We start from the raw sequence: 13,945 nt of genomic DNA, 5'->3' as shown, positions 1-13,945 counted from the left end.
TTCACGCGACTGTGTTCACGCGACTGTCTTCACACGAGATAGCCGGATCAAACTCTAAAATCCCGACCCTGATATAGTGTCAGGTTGATCCGTTTGATATGCATTTGCAGCACCGGCCGGACACTCCCGCCGATGGCAGCCGCAAGCCCTTCACACGTGAAAATTGCATTTCCAATAAGCCGACACGGCCTTAAACTTACGCTGAAAGCTGTAAATGGAAGAAATCCGCATCCGGGGTGCGCGTACGCATAACCTCAAGAACATCAATCTGGATTTACCGCGCAACAAACTGATCGTGATCACCGGCTTGTCCGGCTCCGGCAAATCGTCGCTGGCATTTGACACGCTGTATGCGGAAGGCCAGCGGCGCTACGTCGAATCGCTGTCTTCCTACGCCAGGCAATTCCTGCAGTTGATGGAAAAACCGGATGTCGACCTGATCGAAGGTTTGTCGCCGGCGATTTCGATCGAACAGAAAGCGACTTCGCATAATCCGCGCTCCACCGTTGGTACGGTGACCGAGATCCACGATTATTTGCGTTTGCTGTACGCACGTGTCGGCACGCCGTATTGCCCGGACCATCCGGAGAAACCTCTGGCGGCGCAGTCGGTGTCGCAGATGGTGGATGCGGTGCTGGCGATGCCGGAAGATACCAAGCTGATGATCCTGGCGCCGGTGGTGGCCAATCGCAAGGGTGAACATGTCGATCTGTTTGAACAGATGCAGGCACAGGGCTTTGTGCGCTTCCGCATCCAGAGCGGTACCGGCACCGCCAAGATTTATGAAGTCGACGATTTACCAAAATTGAAGAAGACCGAAAAGCACACCATCGATGTAGTGATCGACCGCTTGAAGGTAAAGGCAGACACCAAGCAACGCCTGGCTGAAAGTTTTGAAACCGCGCTACGCCTGGCCGAAGGCCGCGCGATTGCACTGGAAATGGACAGTGGCGCCGAGCACGTGTATTCCAACAAGTTCGCCTGCCCGATCTGCGGCTATTCGCTGCAGGAACTGGAGCCGCGGCTATTCTCTTTCAATAATCCGATGGGCGCCTGCCCGGAATGCGATGGCCTGGGCCATATCGAATTTTTCGATCCTAAGCGTATCGTCGCCTTCCCCAACCTGTCGCTGGCCAGCGGCGCGGTCAAAGGCTGGGACAGACGCAATCAGTTCTACTTCCAGATGCTGACCAACATCGCGGCGCACTACGATTTCGACATCGATGTGCCGTTTGAGAAACTGCCCGAAAAGGCACAGCAAGCTGTGTTGTACGGCTCCGGCAAGGAAACCATTCCGTTCAGCTATGTTAATGAACGCGGCCGCACCGTCATCAAGGAACACACGTTTGAAGGCGTGGTTAACAATCTGCAGCGACGTTATCGCGAGACGGATTCGATGGCGGTCAAGGAAGAGCTGGCCAAGTTCATCAACGAAAAAGAATGCCCGTCCTGCCACGGCGCGCGGCTGCGCGTCGAAGCGCGTTTCGTCAAGGTTGGCAACGGCAAACAGGAACGCGCCATTTACGAAGTCGCGGCAACGCCGCTGCGTGAGACTCTGTCGTTCTTCGAAAAGCTGAAGCTGACTGGCGCCAAGAAAGAAATCGCTGACCGGATCATCAAGGAAATCGTTTCGCGCCTGACCTTCCTGAATAATGTCGGCCTCGATTACCTGTCGCTGGAACGCAGCGCCGACACCTTGTCCGGCGGTGAAGCGCAACGGATCCGGCTGGCCTCGCAAATCGGTTCCGGTCTGACCGGCGTCATGTACGTGCTGGATGAACCGTCGATCGGCTTGCATCAGCGCGATAACGATCGCCTGATCGAAACCTTGCGCCATCTGCGCGACATCGGCAACAGCGTGCTGGTGGTGGAACACGATGAAGATGCGATCCGCACCGCCGACTATGTGGTCGACATGGGGCTGGGCGCTGGCGTGCACGGCGGCGAGATTATTGCTGAAGGAACGCTGGAGCAGATTCTCAAGAGTAAAAAATCGCTGACGGCTAAATACCTGAACGGCACACTGAAAATCGCGGTGCCGGAAAAGCGCACGCCGGCCGATCCTGATCGCCAGTTCATCATCACCGGCGCCACCGGCAACAACCTGAAGAATGTGACGATGAATTTGCCGGTCGGCTTGCTGACCTGCGTTACCGGTGTTTCAGGTTCGGGGAAATCGACACTGGTCAACGATACGCTGTATCACGCCGCGTCGCGTCACCTGTACGGATCGCAAGCTGAACCGGCGGCGCATGAATCGATCGGCGGACTGGAGCATTTCGACAAGGTGATTTCGGTCGACCAGGCGCCTATCGGGCGCACCCCGCGCTCCAATCCGGCGACCTATACCGGCTTGTTTACGCCGATCCGCGATTTATTCTCCACCGTGCCGATGGCCAAGGAACGCGGCTACAACGCCGGGCGCTTCTCGTTCAACGTCAAGGGCGGCCGCTGCGAGGCCTGCCAGGGCGATGGCGTGATCAAGGTTGAAATGCATTTCCTGCCGGACGTATATGTGCCGTGCGATGTCTGCCACGGCAAGCGCTACAACCGCGAAACGCTGGAAGTGCAATACAAAGGCAAGAACATTACCGAAGTACTGGCCATGACGGTGGAAGAAGCTTACGAATTCTTCAAACCGGTGCCGATCATTGCGCGTAAATTGCATACGCTGCTGGATGTCGGCCTCGGCTATATCCGTCTTGGCCAAAGTGCTACCACCTTGTCCGGCGGTGAAGCGCAGCGGGTCAAGCTGTCGCTCGAACTGTCGAAGCGCGACACCGGCCGCACCCTGTACATCCTGGATGAGCCGACTACCGGCCTGCATTTCCATGATATCGATCTGCTGCTGAAGGTGATCCACCGCCTGCGTAACCAGGGCAATACCGTGGTCATCATCGAACATAACCTCGATGTCATCAAAACCGCCGACTGGCTGATCGACCTCGGGCCAGAAGGCGGCGCCGGCGGCGGCCGTATCATTGCTACCGGTACGCCGGAGCAGGTGGCGGCGAACCCGGCCAGCGTCACCGGTAAATATCTGGGACCTTTACTGCAGAAAAATAAATAACCATTTCACCTCGGCAGCCATCCGGCCTGGGCGCAACCGCGCTCAGGTCGGACGGCCTCCAATGGAATGCAATAAAATAATAAATAACAAGTAGCAAATAAGACAACGAGATAACCATGTCTACCAACACCCCTCCGGCGCTGTCTGCAGCGCAAATCGCCGCCTTCGAAACAGACGGTTACCTGATCTTGCCGCGCATGGTGCCGATGGCGGATTGCGAGCTGATGATCGCCACTGCAAATGATCATCTGGCGCAGGCGGTGACGCCACTGGAATACGAATCCGAGGTAGGTTATGCCGGCGCGCCGAAATCGCTCGATAGCGTCGGCGGCCGCACTGCACGGCGCCTGCGCAATGCTTATCAGCGACACGATAGCTATCGCGCCTGGGCTCGTAGTCCGCAACTGGTAGCGATGCTGGAACTGTTGCTGGGCGAACCGGTATGCCTGACTTTATCGCATCACAATTGCGTGATGACCAAGCACCCGCATTTCGGCACCGCGACCGGCTGGCATCGCGATATCCGCTACTGGTCGTTCCCGCGCAACGAATTGATCTCGGTCTGGCTGGCGCTCGATAGCGAAAACCAGAACAATGGCGGCCTACGCTTTATTCCAGGCTCGCACCGCTTCGACATCAAACCCGGACAAATGGACCAGCTGGATTTCCTGCGCCCGGAAATCGGCGAAAACCAGGCGTTGTTTGCACAGGGAAAAGCGGTAGAGCTGCAGCAAGGAGACGTGGTCTTTTTCCATAGCGGATTGTTCCACGCAGCCGGCAGGAACAATACCGAAGCGGTCAAGGAATCGGTGGTATTTGCTTATCACGGGCAAAGCAACCAGCCGGTGCCAGGCAGCCGCTCTGCCGCCTCGGAAGATATTCTACTGAGCCATTGAGGCCCGCTGCAAACGACGCGTGTGCGCCAGTGTTTCCGATTTCCGCTTTTGCAACCAGATGGCAATCCCGGTAATCATGAACAAGAGCGGCAGAAAACCCAGGAACGCAACCAGTATCTTGCCCGGCAAACCCAGTATCTGACCGGTATGCAAGCCATACTGCACGCCCATGAAGGTATCGCCGGCGGAACCTTTTAACGGATCTAGCGAGCGCAGCACGTGGCCGTCTGCAACGTCGATAAATACCCGTACACTACCGCCGTCCTGGATGTCATCCGGCTTGCGCAAACGGACTTGATAGACGCCGTGTTTGTCGTCATGCGCGATGCGCGCCGGGGTGGCAAGCGGCATGGTTGCCTGCGCCGCTGCCAGCGCTTGCTGCCAGTTGATTTGCGGCTTTCCCTCAGCACTCGAACCCTTGGGCGGCGGCGTCAGCGCCGACAGGCTGGAGACCAAAGGACGCGCGACGTCCGGCAGATTCATCACAGCGCCGGTAAAGGCCGTTATCACCAGCAATATTCCAGCAACCAGGCCTACCGTGCGATGCAAGTCGTACATCAGGCGGAAACCGCCGGCGCCGCGTTTGATCGACAATGCTTTTCCCCAGCCGTTGCGATGCTTGGGCCACGCCAATGCAAAGCCGATCAATAGCGTCGCCACCCACAACAAACCAAGGCTGCCGGAGATGATGGCGCCTGGCTTGTCCAACAACAGATAGCGATGCAAGCGGAACAGGAACGGCATCAGGTTTTGCGGCGCCAGGCTGACCGCCTTGGTGTTGCGTTCGCCGACTACGGTAGCGGTGACCGGATCGATAAATACCGTATCCACTGCCAACTCTTCGTTCGGTTTGCGCGGACGCAGTTTTGCCTGGAGCGGCGCGCTGGCATCCTGCTCGATGGCGAAAAAGGCAAGCCGCGCATGTGGATAGTCGTGTTCAACCCGAGCTGCCAGGGCATCGATAGGTTGCTTGCTACCGGTCGAGGCGAGATGATAGAACTGCGGATTAAGCCAGGCATCGATCTCATCGTTAAACGCCAGTGCCGCGCCGGTCAGGCCCGCCATGACAAGGAACAGGGATAGCAGCAAACCGCTGTAGCGATGCAATTTCACCAACCAATGACGTATTGCTTTTTTCATAATCAAAACTCGCTTGCACCTTACATAAAGCGAGTATTGTAAATGTCTATTGAATGAGAATGGGTATTATTCTCAAAAATCTTCATCACTATGCTGGCTGGTGCCCGCGCTGGTCCATGCTTGCAGCAAACGCCCTTCGGCGCGGGAGATAGCGTCCGCGGCACCACGCAGGACGACAATGTCTCCTGCCTGCAACACTACCTCCGATGTGACGGCAATATCGCTGCGGCCACGCCGCAAAGCGGCAATCTCAGCGCCCATTTCCGGCAGGCCCAGCCAGGCCAGCGAACGGCCGATGGCGCGCGCGCCAGAGGGTAAAGCCACTGAGTGCAAACGCACCTGCAAATGATCGGCGGCATCTGGCGCATCGTCGATGCCGTGGAAAAATCCACGCAAGGTGGCATAGCGTTCATCACGTGTAGCCTGCACCCGGTGCACCACGCGGCGCAAAGGCACGCCCAGCAAGACCAGTGCATGCGAGGCCAGCATCAGGCTGCCTTCCATCGCTTCCGGCACCACTTCGGTGGCGCCGGCTGCACGCAGCTTGTCAAGATCGGTATCGTCGTAGCTGCGCACGATCACCGGCAGCGCTGGTGCCAGCTCGTTCACATGATGCAGTACTTTCAAGGCGGAAGGCGTGCTGGCATAGGTGATCACCAAGGCGGCGGCGCGATGTACGCCAGCTGCCACCAGGCTCTCGCGGCGCGAGGCGTCGCCATAGGAAACCTGGGCGCCGGCAGCGCGGGCGTCGCGCACGCGATCCGGATCGAGATCCAGTGCGTGGTAATCGATGCCTTCTTCCTTCAACAACTTGGCCAGGCTCTGGCCGCTGCGGCCGAAACCGGCGATGATCACGTGCTTCTTGGTGGCCATGGTGCGCGTTGCAATCTGGGTCAAGGCCAGCGACTGCATCATCCATTCGCTGGAAGACAGTTTCATCACGATCGCGTCGGATTTAGCCAGGATGAACGGCGCAGCCAGCATCGACAGCACCATGGAAGCCAGGATCAGCTGGACCAGCAAGGGATCGATCAGTTGCAGGCCGCCGGCCTGGTTCAGCAGCACGAAGCCGAACTCCCCAGCCTGCGCCAGCGCCAATCCAGTCCGCAGCGCAACGCCGGTGGATGAGCGAAAGATTTTTGCCAGCGCGGCGATCAAGACGAACTTGAGGAACACCGGGCCTATCAGCAACAGCAATACCAGCCACCAGTGCTCGATCACCAGACGCATATTCAGCAACATGCCAACCGTGATGAAAAACAAACCCAGCAAGACATCGCGAAACGATTTGATGTCCTCTTCCACCTGGTGCTTGTATTCGGTTTCGGAGATCAGCATGCCGGCGATAAATGCACCCAAGGCCAGCGACAGACCGGCGCGTTCGGTAATCCATGCGGACGCCAGCGTAATCAACAGCAGGTTCAGCATGAACAACTCTTGCGAGCGGCGCCGTACCACGATCTGGAACCAGCGCCGCATCAGTTTCTGACCGAAGAACAACAGCAGCGCCAGCAGCAGCACCGCTTTGCCGCTAGCCCAGGCCAGCGTCGCCAGCAAGTTGCCGGAATGCTCACTGAGCGCCGGCACGATAATCAGCAGCGGCACCAAAGCCAGGTCTTGAAACAGCAGAATGCCGATGATGCGGCGTCCGTGCTCGGTTTCCAGCTCCATTCGCTCCGTTAGCAATTTGGAAACGATGGCGGTGGACGACATCGTTAGCGCGCCGCCCAGGGCGAACGCCGCCTGCCAGCTGATATTGGTAAATTGCGGCAGGATGAGCGCCATCATCCAGGCGAACAACATGGTGGCGCCAATGGTCAGCAGCACCTGCGCCATGCCCAGCCCGAACACGATATGCCGCATTGCCGTCAATTTCGGCAGCGAAAACTCGAGACCGATCGAAAACATCAAAAACACCACACCAAATTCGGCCAGCGCGTGAGTGGTGGCATTGTCTTCTGCAAAACCCAGCGCATGCGGGCCGATCAGGATCCCCACCACCAGATAGCCCAGCATGGGTGGCAAATGAAAGCTGCGAAAAGCTACAACCCCTAGTACGGCGGAGCCGAGCAACAAGATTGTCAGTTCAAGTCCGGAAAGCATTATTGGCAATCAATTGGTTCAATATCAACATTATGTTGCGGCAACGCTAATTCGCGAAGGGTCGAAGACAGATTAATTGATGCCGATAAAGACTGGCAAGTTTTTTGCTTTAGGATTTCGTTTATACTTTCGGGATGACTCTACCCGATATCAAAATTTTGCCCCAATCCCTGCCCAAGTCATTCGATGCCGGTCGTGCGTTAGAGCTTGCTCGCAGCACCCTGCAAATCGAAGCCGATGCCATCATCGCATTAAAAAATCGGATTTCCGACGACCTCAACGATCCCTTCGCCCAAGCGATTGCCTTGCTGCTTAATTGCAACGGCCGGGTGGTTGTGTCCGGCATAGGGAAATCCGGCCACATCGCCCGCAAGATCGCCGCCACGCTAGCCTCTACCGGCACCCCGGCGCTGTTCATCCATCCGGCCGAAGCAGCGCATGGCGACCTTGGCATGGTGACTGAAGACGATGCGTTCATTGCCATTTCCAATTCAGGCGAAACCGCCGAGTTGATGGCCATTGTGCCGATCATCAAACGCATGGGCGCCAGCCTGATCGCGATGACCGGCAATGACGGCTCGGCATTGGCGCAACTCGCCAATGTGCACCTGAATGTCAAGGTAGACCAGGAAGCCTGTCCGTTGAACCTGGCCCCCACCGCCAGCACCACCGCTACCTTGGCGATGGGCGATGCCTTGGCGGTAGCCTTGCTGGATGCGCGTGGCTTCCGCGAGGAAGATTTCGCCCGCTCCCATCCTGGCGGCGCACTTGGACGCCGTCTGCTGACCCATGTACGTGACGTCATGCGTAGCGGCGAAGCGATCCCGGCAGTGACTGCGGACGTATCGCTGTCGATGGCTTTGCTTGAGATCACCCGCAAAGGGATCGCCATGACCGCCGTCGTGGACGAGCATTTCCACGCCATCGGCGTGTTTACCGATGGCGATCTGCGGCGCCTGATCGAGCAGGTGCAAGATTTCACCAAACTGACGATTGCCGACGTGATGCACGCCAATCCGCGCACCATTGGCCCCGATCAGCTGGCGGTCGATGCGGTGCACATGATGGAGCAGTTCCGCATCAATCAGCTGCTGGTCAGCGATACCACCGGCAAGCTGGTCGGCGCGCTGCATATCCATGATCTGACCCGCGCCAAGGTGATCTGATGACGAGCTCGGTTACCCACGGCGACAGTGCCGATCTGACATTGCGTGCAGATCTGGCAGCGCGTGCCGCGCGGTTGCGCCTGATGATTTTTGATGTCGACGGTATCCTGACCGACGGCGGCCTGCTGTACGGCGCCGACGGCGAGCAACTCAAACGCTTTAACGTGCTCGACGGGCATGGCATCAAGCAGTTACAGCAAAGCGGCGTCGCCACTGCGATCATCAGCGCACGCAAGTCGGCGATTGTCAGCCGTCGCGCCAGCGACCTCGGCATCGCCCATGTGCATCAAGGTGTGCATGACAAGCACGCGGCTTTTGCCGCATTGCTGGCGCAACTGCAACTGACGCCGGACGCATGCGGATTCATCGGCGATGATGTAATCGACTTGCCGATCCTGTCGCAAGTCGGTTTTGCCGCCAGCGTGCCGAACGGCCATCCTGATGTCAGAAGCCGCGTACACTACGTCACCCGGGCCGGCGGCGGCCATGGTGCTGCGCGCGAGATCTGCGACCTGATCATGCGTGCGCAAAATACCTATGCCGACGCATTGGCATCGTATTTGCGTACTCCTTTGCCTGCTACTCCGCCAAGATCAGGTAAAGCATGAAAAATCTGCGCACCACCTATCGCTTTCGCTTCCTGCTGTTGCTGATATTGTTCATCCTGCTGGCGCTCGGCAGTTTCTGGCTGGTGCAGGTGATGAACAAACATACCGAGGATTCGCTGCCGAAGGCGGCGCGCACCGAGCCTGATTATTTCGTTGAGCATTTCAACTACGTGCAAATGTCGCCCAGCGGACTGCCGCGTTACAACATTTCGGGCGATCTGCTGACGCACAATCCGGTGGACGATTCGTTTGATGTGCAAAAGCCGCTGATCCATAGCTTGGATAAAGAAAAGCCGCCGATGAACCTGCGTGCGAACCGCGGCAAGATTGAAGACAACAATAGCAAGGTGCATTTGTACGGCGACGTTAATGCGGATCGGCCAAAGACGCCGAAGGCAGACAATTTTCACCTGAAATCCGAGTATCTGCTGCTATTGCCAGACGACGATGTCATGCAATCAGACCAACCGGTGGAACTCACGCTGGGGCAATCGATATTGCACGGTACCGGCATGGATTTCAACAATTCCACGCGTGTACTGAAACTGTTTAGCAAGGTGCATGGCGTATTTCCGCCGACACCTCATTGAGCGACGACGATCATATGCAAACCGTTGCAACGCATTGCAATCCATCGCGCCACATTTTTATGCATATAGCTCCATCCTTTATCCAGGATTTTTCATGAAACGAATTTTTTTCATATCTCTGCTATTACTCGGCGTCAGCGTCGGTGCCGCCGGCGTCGCGCATGCAGAAAAAGCAGACTCCGAGAAACCGACACTGATCGATTCCGACCAGCTTACGTATGACGACGTCAAGCAGGTCAACGTCGCCACCGGCAACGTGGTCCTGACGCGTGGCACGTTGCTGATGAAAGCCGATCGCGTGGTAGTGACCACCGACCCGTCCGGTTATCAATACGCGACTTTGTATGCGGATCCGGGCAAGCTGGCGACGTTCCGTCAAAAACGCGACGGCGGTCCGGACCTGTGGGTCGATGGCCACGCCGAACGTATTGAATACGACGGCAAGACCGAAGTCACCAAGCTGTTTTCGAAGGCGCAAATGCGCCGCCTGCAAGGCGACAAGCCGACTGACGAAGTAAATGGCGAATTCATTTCCTACGACAGCCGCACTGAATTCTACTCAGTCAACAATACGGTCAACGGCACCAGCCAGTCTGGCGCCGGGCGCATCCGCGCAGTGATCCAGCCACGCCCGAAAGCTGTCCCATGACCGCGCCTAGTACCCTGATAGTTAAAGGTCTGCAAAAAAGCTATGGCGCGCGCCAGGTGGTGCATGACGTGTCGCTGGAAGTCCGTTGCGGTGAAGTGGTCGGCTTGCTGGGGCCTAACGGCGCCGGCAAAACCACTTCCTTCTACATGATCGTCGGCCTGGTGCCATCGGATGGCGGCGAAATCGATCTGGACGGCGTCGACATTTCACGCCTGCCGATCCATCGGCGCGCCGTGCTTGGCCTGTCGTATCTGCCGCAGGAAGCATCGGTATTTCGCAAGCTGACTGTAGAAGACAATATCCGCGCCGTTCTGGAATTGCAGCGCCCCAATGGCAAGGCGCTCACCAAAGCCGAAATCGACGAGCAGTTGCATAAGCTGCTGCATGAATTGCAAATCGAAAAGCTACGTGAAAACCAGGCCTTGTCACTCTCCGGCGGCGAACGCCGGCGTGTCGAAATTGCCCGTGCGCTGGCAACCAATCCACGCTTCGTCCTGCTGGATGAACCGTTTGCCGGGATCGACCCGATTGCCGTGATCGAGATCCAGCGCATCGTCCGCTTCCTTAAGGAACGCGGCATAGGCGTACTGATTACCGACCACAATGTGCGCGAAACACTGGGCATTTGCGATCGCGCCTACATCATCAATCAAGGTAGCGTGCTGGCAAGCGGCAGTCCGGACGACATCATCGCCGACGAGTCGGTACGGCGCGTGTATCTCGGCGAGCATTTCCGCATGTAACTTCACGAACGCGAGAACGATGCAATTGCAGGTGGCGTAATTCGCCGCAGCACAGTGGCGCTTGAACTCCTTACAACAAACCATAGAAGTGAATTGTCCGCACGGTAGCCATGAAACAATCACTCCAGCTTCGCACCTCCCAGCATCTTGCGCTGACACCTCAATTGCAGCAGTCGATACGGCTGTTGCAACTGTCTACGCTCGAACTGCATCAGGAACTGGAACAGATCTTGTCGGACAATCCGCTGCTGGAGCGGGTCGACGACCCTCTCGATAATTCTGTGCGCTTGCTGGCGGACGGCGCTATCAGCGGCAGTACGTCAACCATGGACGCGCCGGTCGGCGATAGCGAAGTCAGCAGTTCGCCCAGCGAAAGCGAAGCCAGTTTAGATGCGCCGCCGGCAGCGGATGGCAGCCCCGAAAATAGTGATGGCGGCGATAGCGAATGGAGTTTTGACGATATCGCACGCAGCTCGAAAACCTCGGACGACGAGGATGCGCGGCCGCAACTGGAAGCCCACGAGTTGACGTTGCGTGAACATCTGCTGCAGCAAATGCGCGAAACGCTCGACAATATACGCGATCGGGCATTGGTCGAGCTGACCATCGATGCGCTGGACGATAACGGCTATCTGGAAGAATCGCTGGAAGAAATCCTGGAGCGTCTGCCGCCAGAACTGGAGATCGCTATCGAGGAGTTGTCGATGGCCCTGAAAATGGTGCAAAGTTTCGACCCCCCAGGCGTCGGCGCCCGTAACGCCTCAGAATGCCTGAGCTTGCAGATCAAGCGTTTTATCAAAGTGCCATTCGTCACGCGCCGCCTGGCATTGGCGATTGTACAAGATCACCTGATGCTTTTTGCGCAACGTGATTTCAATAAAATCAAGAAAGCACTCGATTGCGACGACGAGGATCTGCGTGAAGCGCAGGTCATCATCAAACAGTGCAATCCGCATCCCGGCGCGCCCTTTGCCGCCAATACGTCAGACTACGTGGTGCCGGACGTGATCGTCAGGCGCAGCAAGCAAGGCTGGCAGGTGATGCTGAATAATGACGTCATGCCAAGGTTGCGGGTGAATGTCCTGTATGCCAACATCCTGAAGCAAAGCAAGGGCGACGGCGCCCTCACTTCCCAGCTGCAGGAAGCCAAGTGGCTGATCAAGAATATGCGTCAGCGCTTCGACACCATCTTGCGTGTTGCACAAGCGATAGTGGAGCGACAGAGGAACTTCTTTTCGCACGGGGCGGTCGCAATGAGGCCGCTTGTGTTGCGTGAAATAGCTGATACACTGGGACTACACGAGAGTACTATTTCTCGTGTAACCACACAGAAATACATGCTTACTCCCCACGGGATGTTTGAACTGAAGTATTTCTTCGGCAGCCATGTTGCTACTGAGGCAGGTGGAGAGGCTTCCTCAACGGCAATCAGGGCACTCATTAAGCAATTGATAGGAGCGGAAGATTCAAAAAGTCCTTTCTCTGACAGCAAGATTGCCGACATGCTTGCGGAACAAGGTATGGTGGTCGCCCGCCGCACCGTCGCAAAATATCGCGAAGCACTGAAAATTCCGTCTGTTAATCTGCGCAAGGCCTTGTAGTTTTTTTCTGGTTTGATTGTAAAGCTTAACCTTGCTGTGTTTGGATCAAGCGGTTTTCATTGGGTTTTCGTTGATTCTTGCCAGGACAGTTCCTCTTGAATCGTCCGCCTAAAGATTCAGCCTATTCTGTTCCGGACCGCCAGCAATATTCTTGATAGGAGCGCTGTATGAACTTCACCATCAGTGGGCATCACCTCGAATTAACCCCTGCCATTCGCGAATATGTACAAAGCAAACTAGAGCGTATCAAACGCCACTTCGACCAGGTCATCGATATCAGCGTGATTCTGACCGTCGACAAAATCACTGAAAAAGAAAAGCGCCAAAAAGCGGAAATTAATCTGCGCGTAAAAGGAAAAGATTTGCATGCTGAAAGTATTGCTCACGATCTTTATGCCGCCATTGATGCACTGATCGACAAGCTCGATCGCCAGGTGATCAAATACAAGGACAAGATGCAGGACCATCAGCACGATGCTATCAAGCATCTGCCGGAAGAACTCCCCGCCGCGACCTGAACCGGTCGCCGAGCGCGCGAGCTGTCTAGCTCGCGCCAATAAATGAACAAGGGCGCAGTTAATGCGCCCTTTGTTACGAGTAAACCTTATTATTGGTAAATCATATTATTATTGTTCAAGCGTTGTTGCGCTCCTACTTAAGCGCGCCAAACACCTTGCCGATAATCGCACTGCCCGCACCGACAGGATCCTGGCGAATCGCCTTTTCCTCTTCACCGATGATTGTATATAAGCCATCCAGCGCGCGTTGGGTAACGTAGCCTTCTACGGTGCTTTGCTCAGCCGGCACCATCCCTGTTTTACCGACTTGCCCCATGACCGAGTTATATTGCGCCGACAGGCCGTTGCGGTCGGTCACGCCTTTGACGATAGGCAGGAATTTCTGTCCCAATTGCGCCGAAGTCTTTTGTTTGAAAAAATCGGTGACTGAAGTATCACCGCCGGTCAGGATATTTTTTGCATCTGTAACCGACATCGATTTAACCGCATTCAACAGCAAGGGCTTGGCCAAAGGCACTGCCTGTTCCGCCGCATGATTCATCGACACCACCAGATCGTCCAGTTTCTGTCCCTGGCCAGTCATCCTCAACAGCGGCATGGCTTTATCCAGCACGCTGGGCAAACCGATCTTGACCTTGTCATTATTCAGGAAGCCATTCTCGACCCCCAACTTGGACACCGCAACATCCGCGCCTTTTTGCAGCGCGGCTTTCAGGCCACTGCTGGCGTCCTGGTTACTCAGGTCGCCTATCGATAAAGCGAGCGCGGCCGATGCGGTTACCGCCAGAGTGATTGTCAATGCTGTTTGGTATGCGCGACGCATAATTGATCCTTGTGAAGTTAAATGGACAACGACAAAGT

12 protein-coding genes are annotated in these 13,945 nt (G+C 56.4%); 9 read left to right on the top strand and 3 right to left on the bottom strand.

All coding sequences use genetic code 11. The annotated features are described in order from the left end of the window. Window positions 1-214: 214 nt before the first annotated feature. Together uvrA and BM029_RS08655 are read left to right on the top strand one after the other, a co-directional pair. Window positions 215-3,070: an excinuclease ABC subunit UvrA gene (gene uvrA / locus BM029_RS08660; RefSeq protein ID WP_092434744.1), complete on the top strand. Its 2,856-nt coding sequence runs from the start codon at window positions 215-217 to the stop codon at window positions 3,068-3,070. A gap of 116 nt (window positions 3,071-3,186) precedes the next feature. Further along, entirely contained in the window at window positions 3,187-3,966 is a 780-nt protein-coding gene (locus BM029_RS08655) for a phytanoyl-CoA dioxygenase family protein (RefSeq protein ID WP_092434741.1), read from the top strand. On the opposite strand, the gene BM029_RS08650 is transcribed toward BM029_RS08655, so the two are convergent. Both BM029_RS08650 and BM029_RS08645 read right to left on the bottom strand, forming a co-directional pair. Further along, complete coding sequence (locus BM029_RS08650; protein WP_092434738.1) at window positions 3,952-5,106, bottom strand: PepSY-associated TM helix domain-containing protein; 1,155 nt, start codon at window positions 5,104-5,106, stop codon at window positions 3,952-3,954. The two genes, BM029_RS08655 and BM029_RS08650, sit on opposite strands and share 15 nt — an antisense overlap. A gap of 72 nt (window positions 5,107-5,178) precedes the next feature. Next, the gene (locus BM029_RS08645; protein ID WP_092434735.1) at window positions 5,179-7,209 is read right to left on the bottom strand and encodes a monovalent cation:proton antiporter family protein; all 2,031 of its coding nucleotides are present in this window, start codon (window positions 7,207-7,209) and stop codon (window positions 5,179-5,181) included. A 134-nt stretch (window positions 7,210-7,343) separates the two neighbouring features. On the opposite strand from BM029_RS08645, the gene BM029_RS08640 reads away from it, so the two are divergent. From BM029_RS08640 to hpf, 7 genes are all read left to right on the top strand, one after another. Further along, a complete protein-coding gene (locus tag BM029_RS08640; RefSeq protein WP_092434732.1) occupies window positions 7,344-8,375 on the top strand; it encodes a KpsF/GutQ family sugar-phosphate isomerase in 1,032 nt (343 codons plus the stop codon). Next, window positions 8,375-8,983, top strand: a complete 609-nt coding sequence (locus BM029_RS08635) for a KdsC family phosphatase (RefSeq protein ID WP_092434730.1) — start codon at window positions 8,375-8,377, stop codon at window positions 8,981-8,983. Before BM029_RS08640 ends, BM029_RS08635 begins: the two co-directional genes overlap by 1 nt. Then, on the top strand, window positions 8,980-9,573 hold the full coding sequence (lptC, locus tag BM029_RS08630; RefSeq protein ID WP_092434727.1) for an LPS export ABC transporter periplasmic protein LptC: 594 nt from the start codon (window positions 8,980-8,982) through the stop codon (window positions 9,571-9,573). Before BM029_RS08635 ends, lptC begins: the two co-directional genes overlap by 4 nt. A gap of 94 nt (window positions 9,574-9,667) precedes the next feature. Beyond that, complete coding sequence (gene lptA, locus BM029_RS08625; RefSeq protein ID WP_170851023.1) at window positions 9,668-10,222, top strand: lipopolysaccharide transport periplasmic protein LptA; 555 nt, start codon at window positions 9,668-9,670, stop codon at window positions 10,220-10,222. After that, complete coding sequence (gene lptB, locus BM029_RS08620) at window positions 10,219-10,965, top strand: LPS export ABC transporter ATP-binding protein (RefSeq protein ID WP_092414100.1); 747 nt, start codon at window positions 10,219-10,221, stop codon at window positions 10,963-10,965. Before lptA ends, lptB begins: the two co-directional genes overlap by 4 nt. 110 nt (window positions 10,966-11,075) lie before the next feature. Next, the gene (locus BM029_RS08615; protein WP_092434721.1) at window positions 11,076-12,566 is read left to right on the top strand and encodes an RNA polymerase factor sigma-54; all 1,491 of its coding nucleotides are present in this window, start codon (window positions 11,076-11,078) and stop codon (window positions 12,564-12,566) included. Window positions 12,567-12,733: 167 nt separating this feature from the next. Further along, on the top strand, window positions 12,734-13,084 hold the full coding sequence (gene hpf / locus BM029_RS08610) for a ribosome hibernation-promoting factor, HPF/YfiA family (protein ID WP_061532045.1): 351 nt from the start codon (window positions 12,734-12,736) through the stop codon (window positions 13,082-13,084). Between the two features lie 133 nt (window positions 13,085-13,217). Here hpf and BM029_RS08605 read toward each other — a convergent pair whose 3' ends face one another. After that, entirely contained in the window at window positions 13,218-13,907 is a 690-nt protein-coding gene (locus BM029_RS08605) for a DUF4197 domain-containing protein (protein ID WP_092434718.1), read from the bottom strand. Window positions 13,908-13,945: the final 38 nt, after the last annotated feature.

The organism is Collimonas sp. OK607 (genome assembly GCF_900111995.1).
In the GTDB taxonomy this organism is placed as follows: Bacteria; Pseudomonadota; Gammaproteobacteria; order Burkholderiales; family Burkholderiaceae_D; genus Collimonas.
The sequence above is the reverse complement of the archived record's forward strand: the minus strand, read 5'-3'. Positions and strand labels throughout refer to the sequence as shown.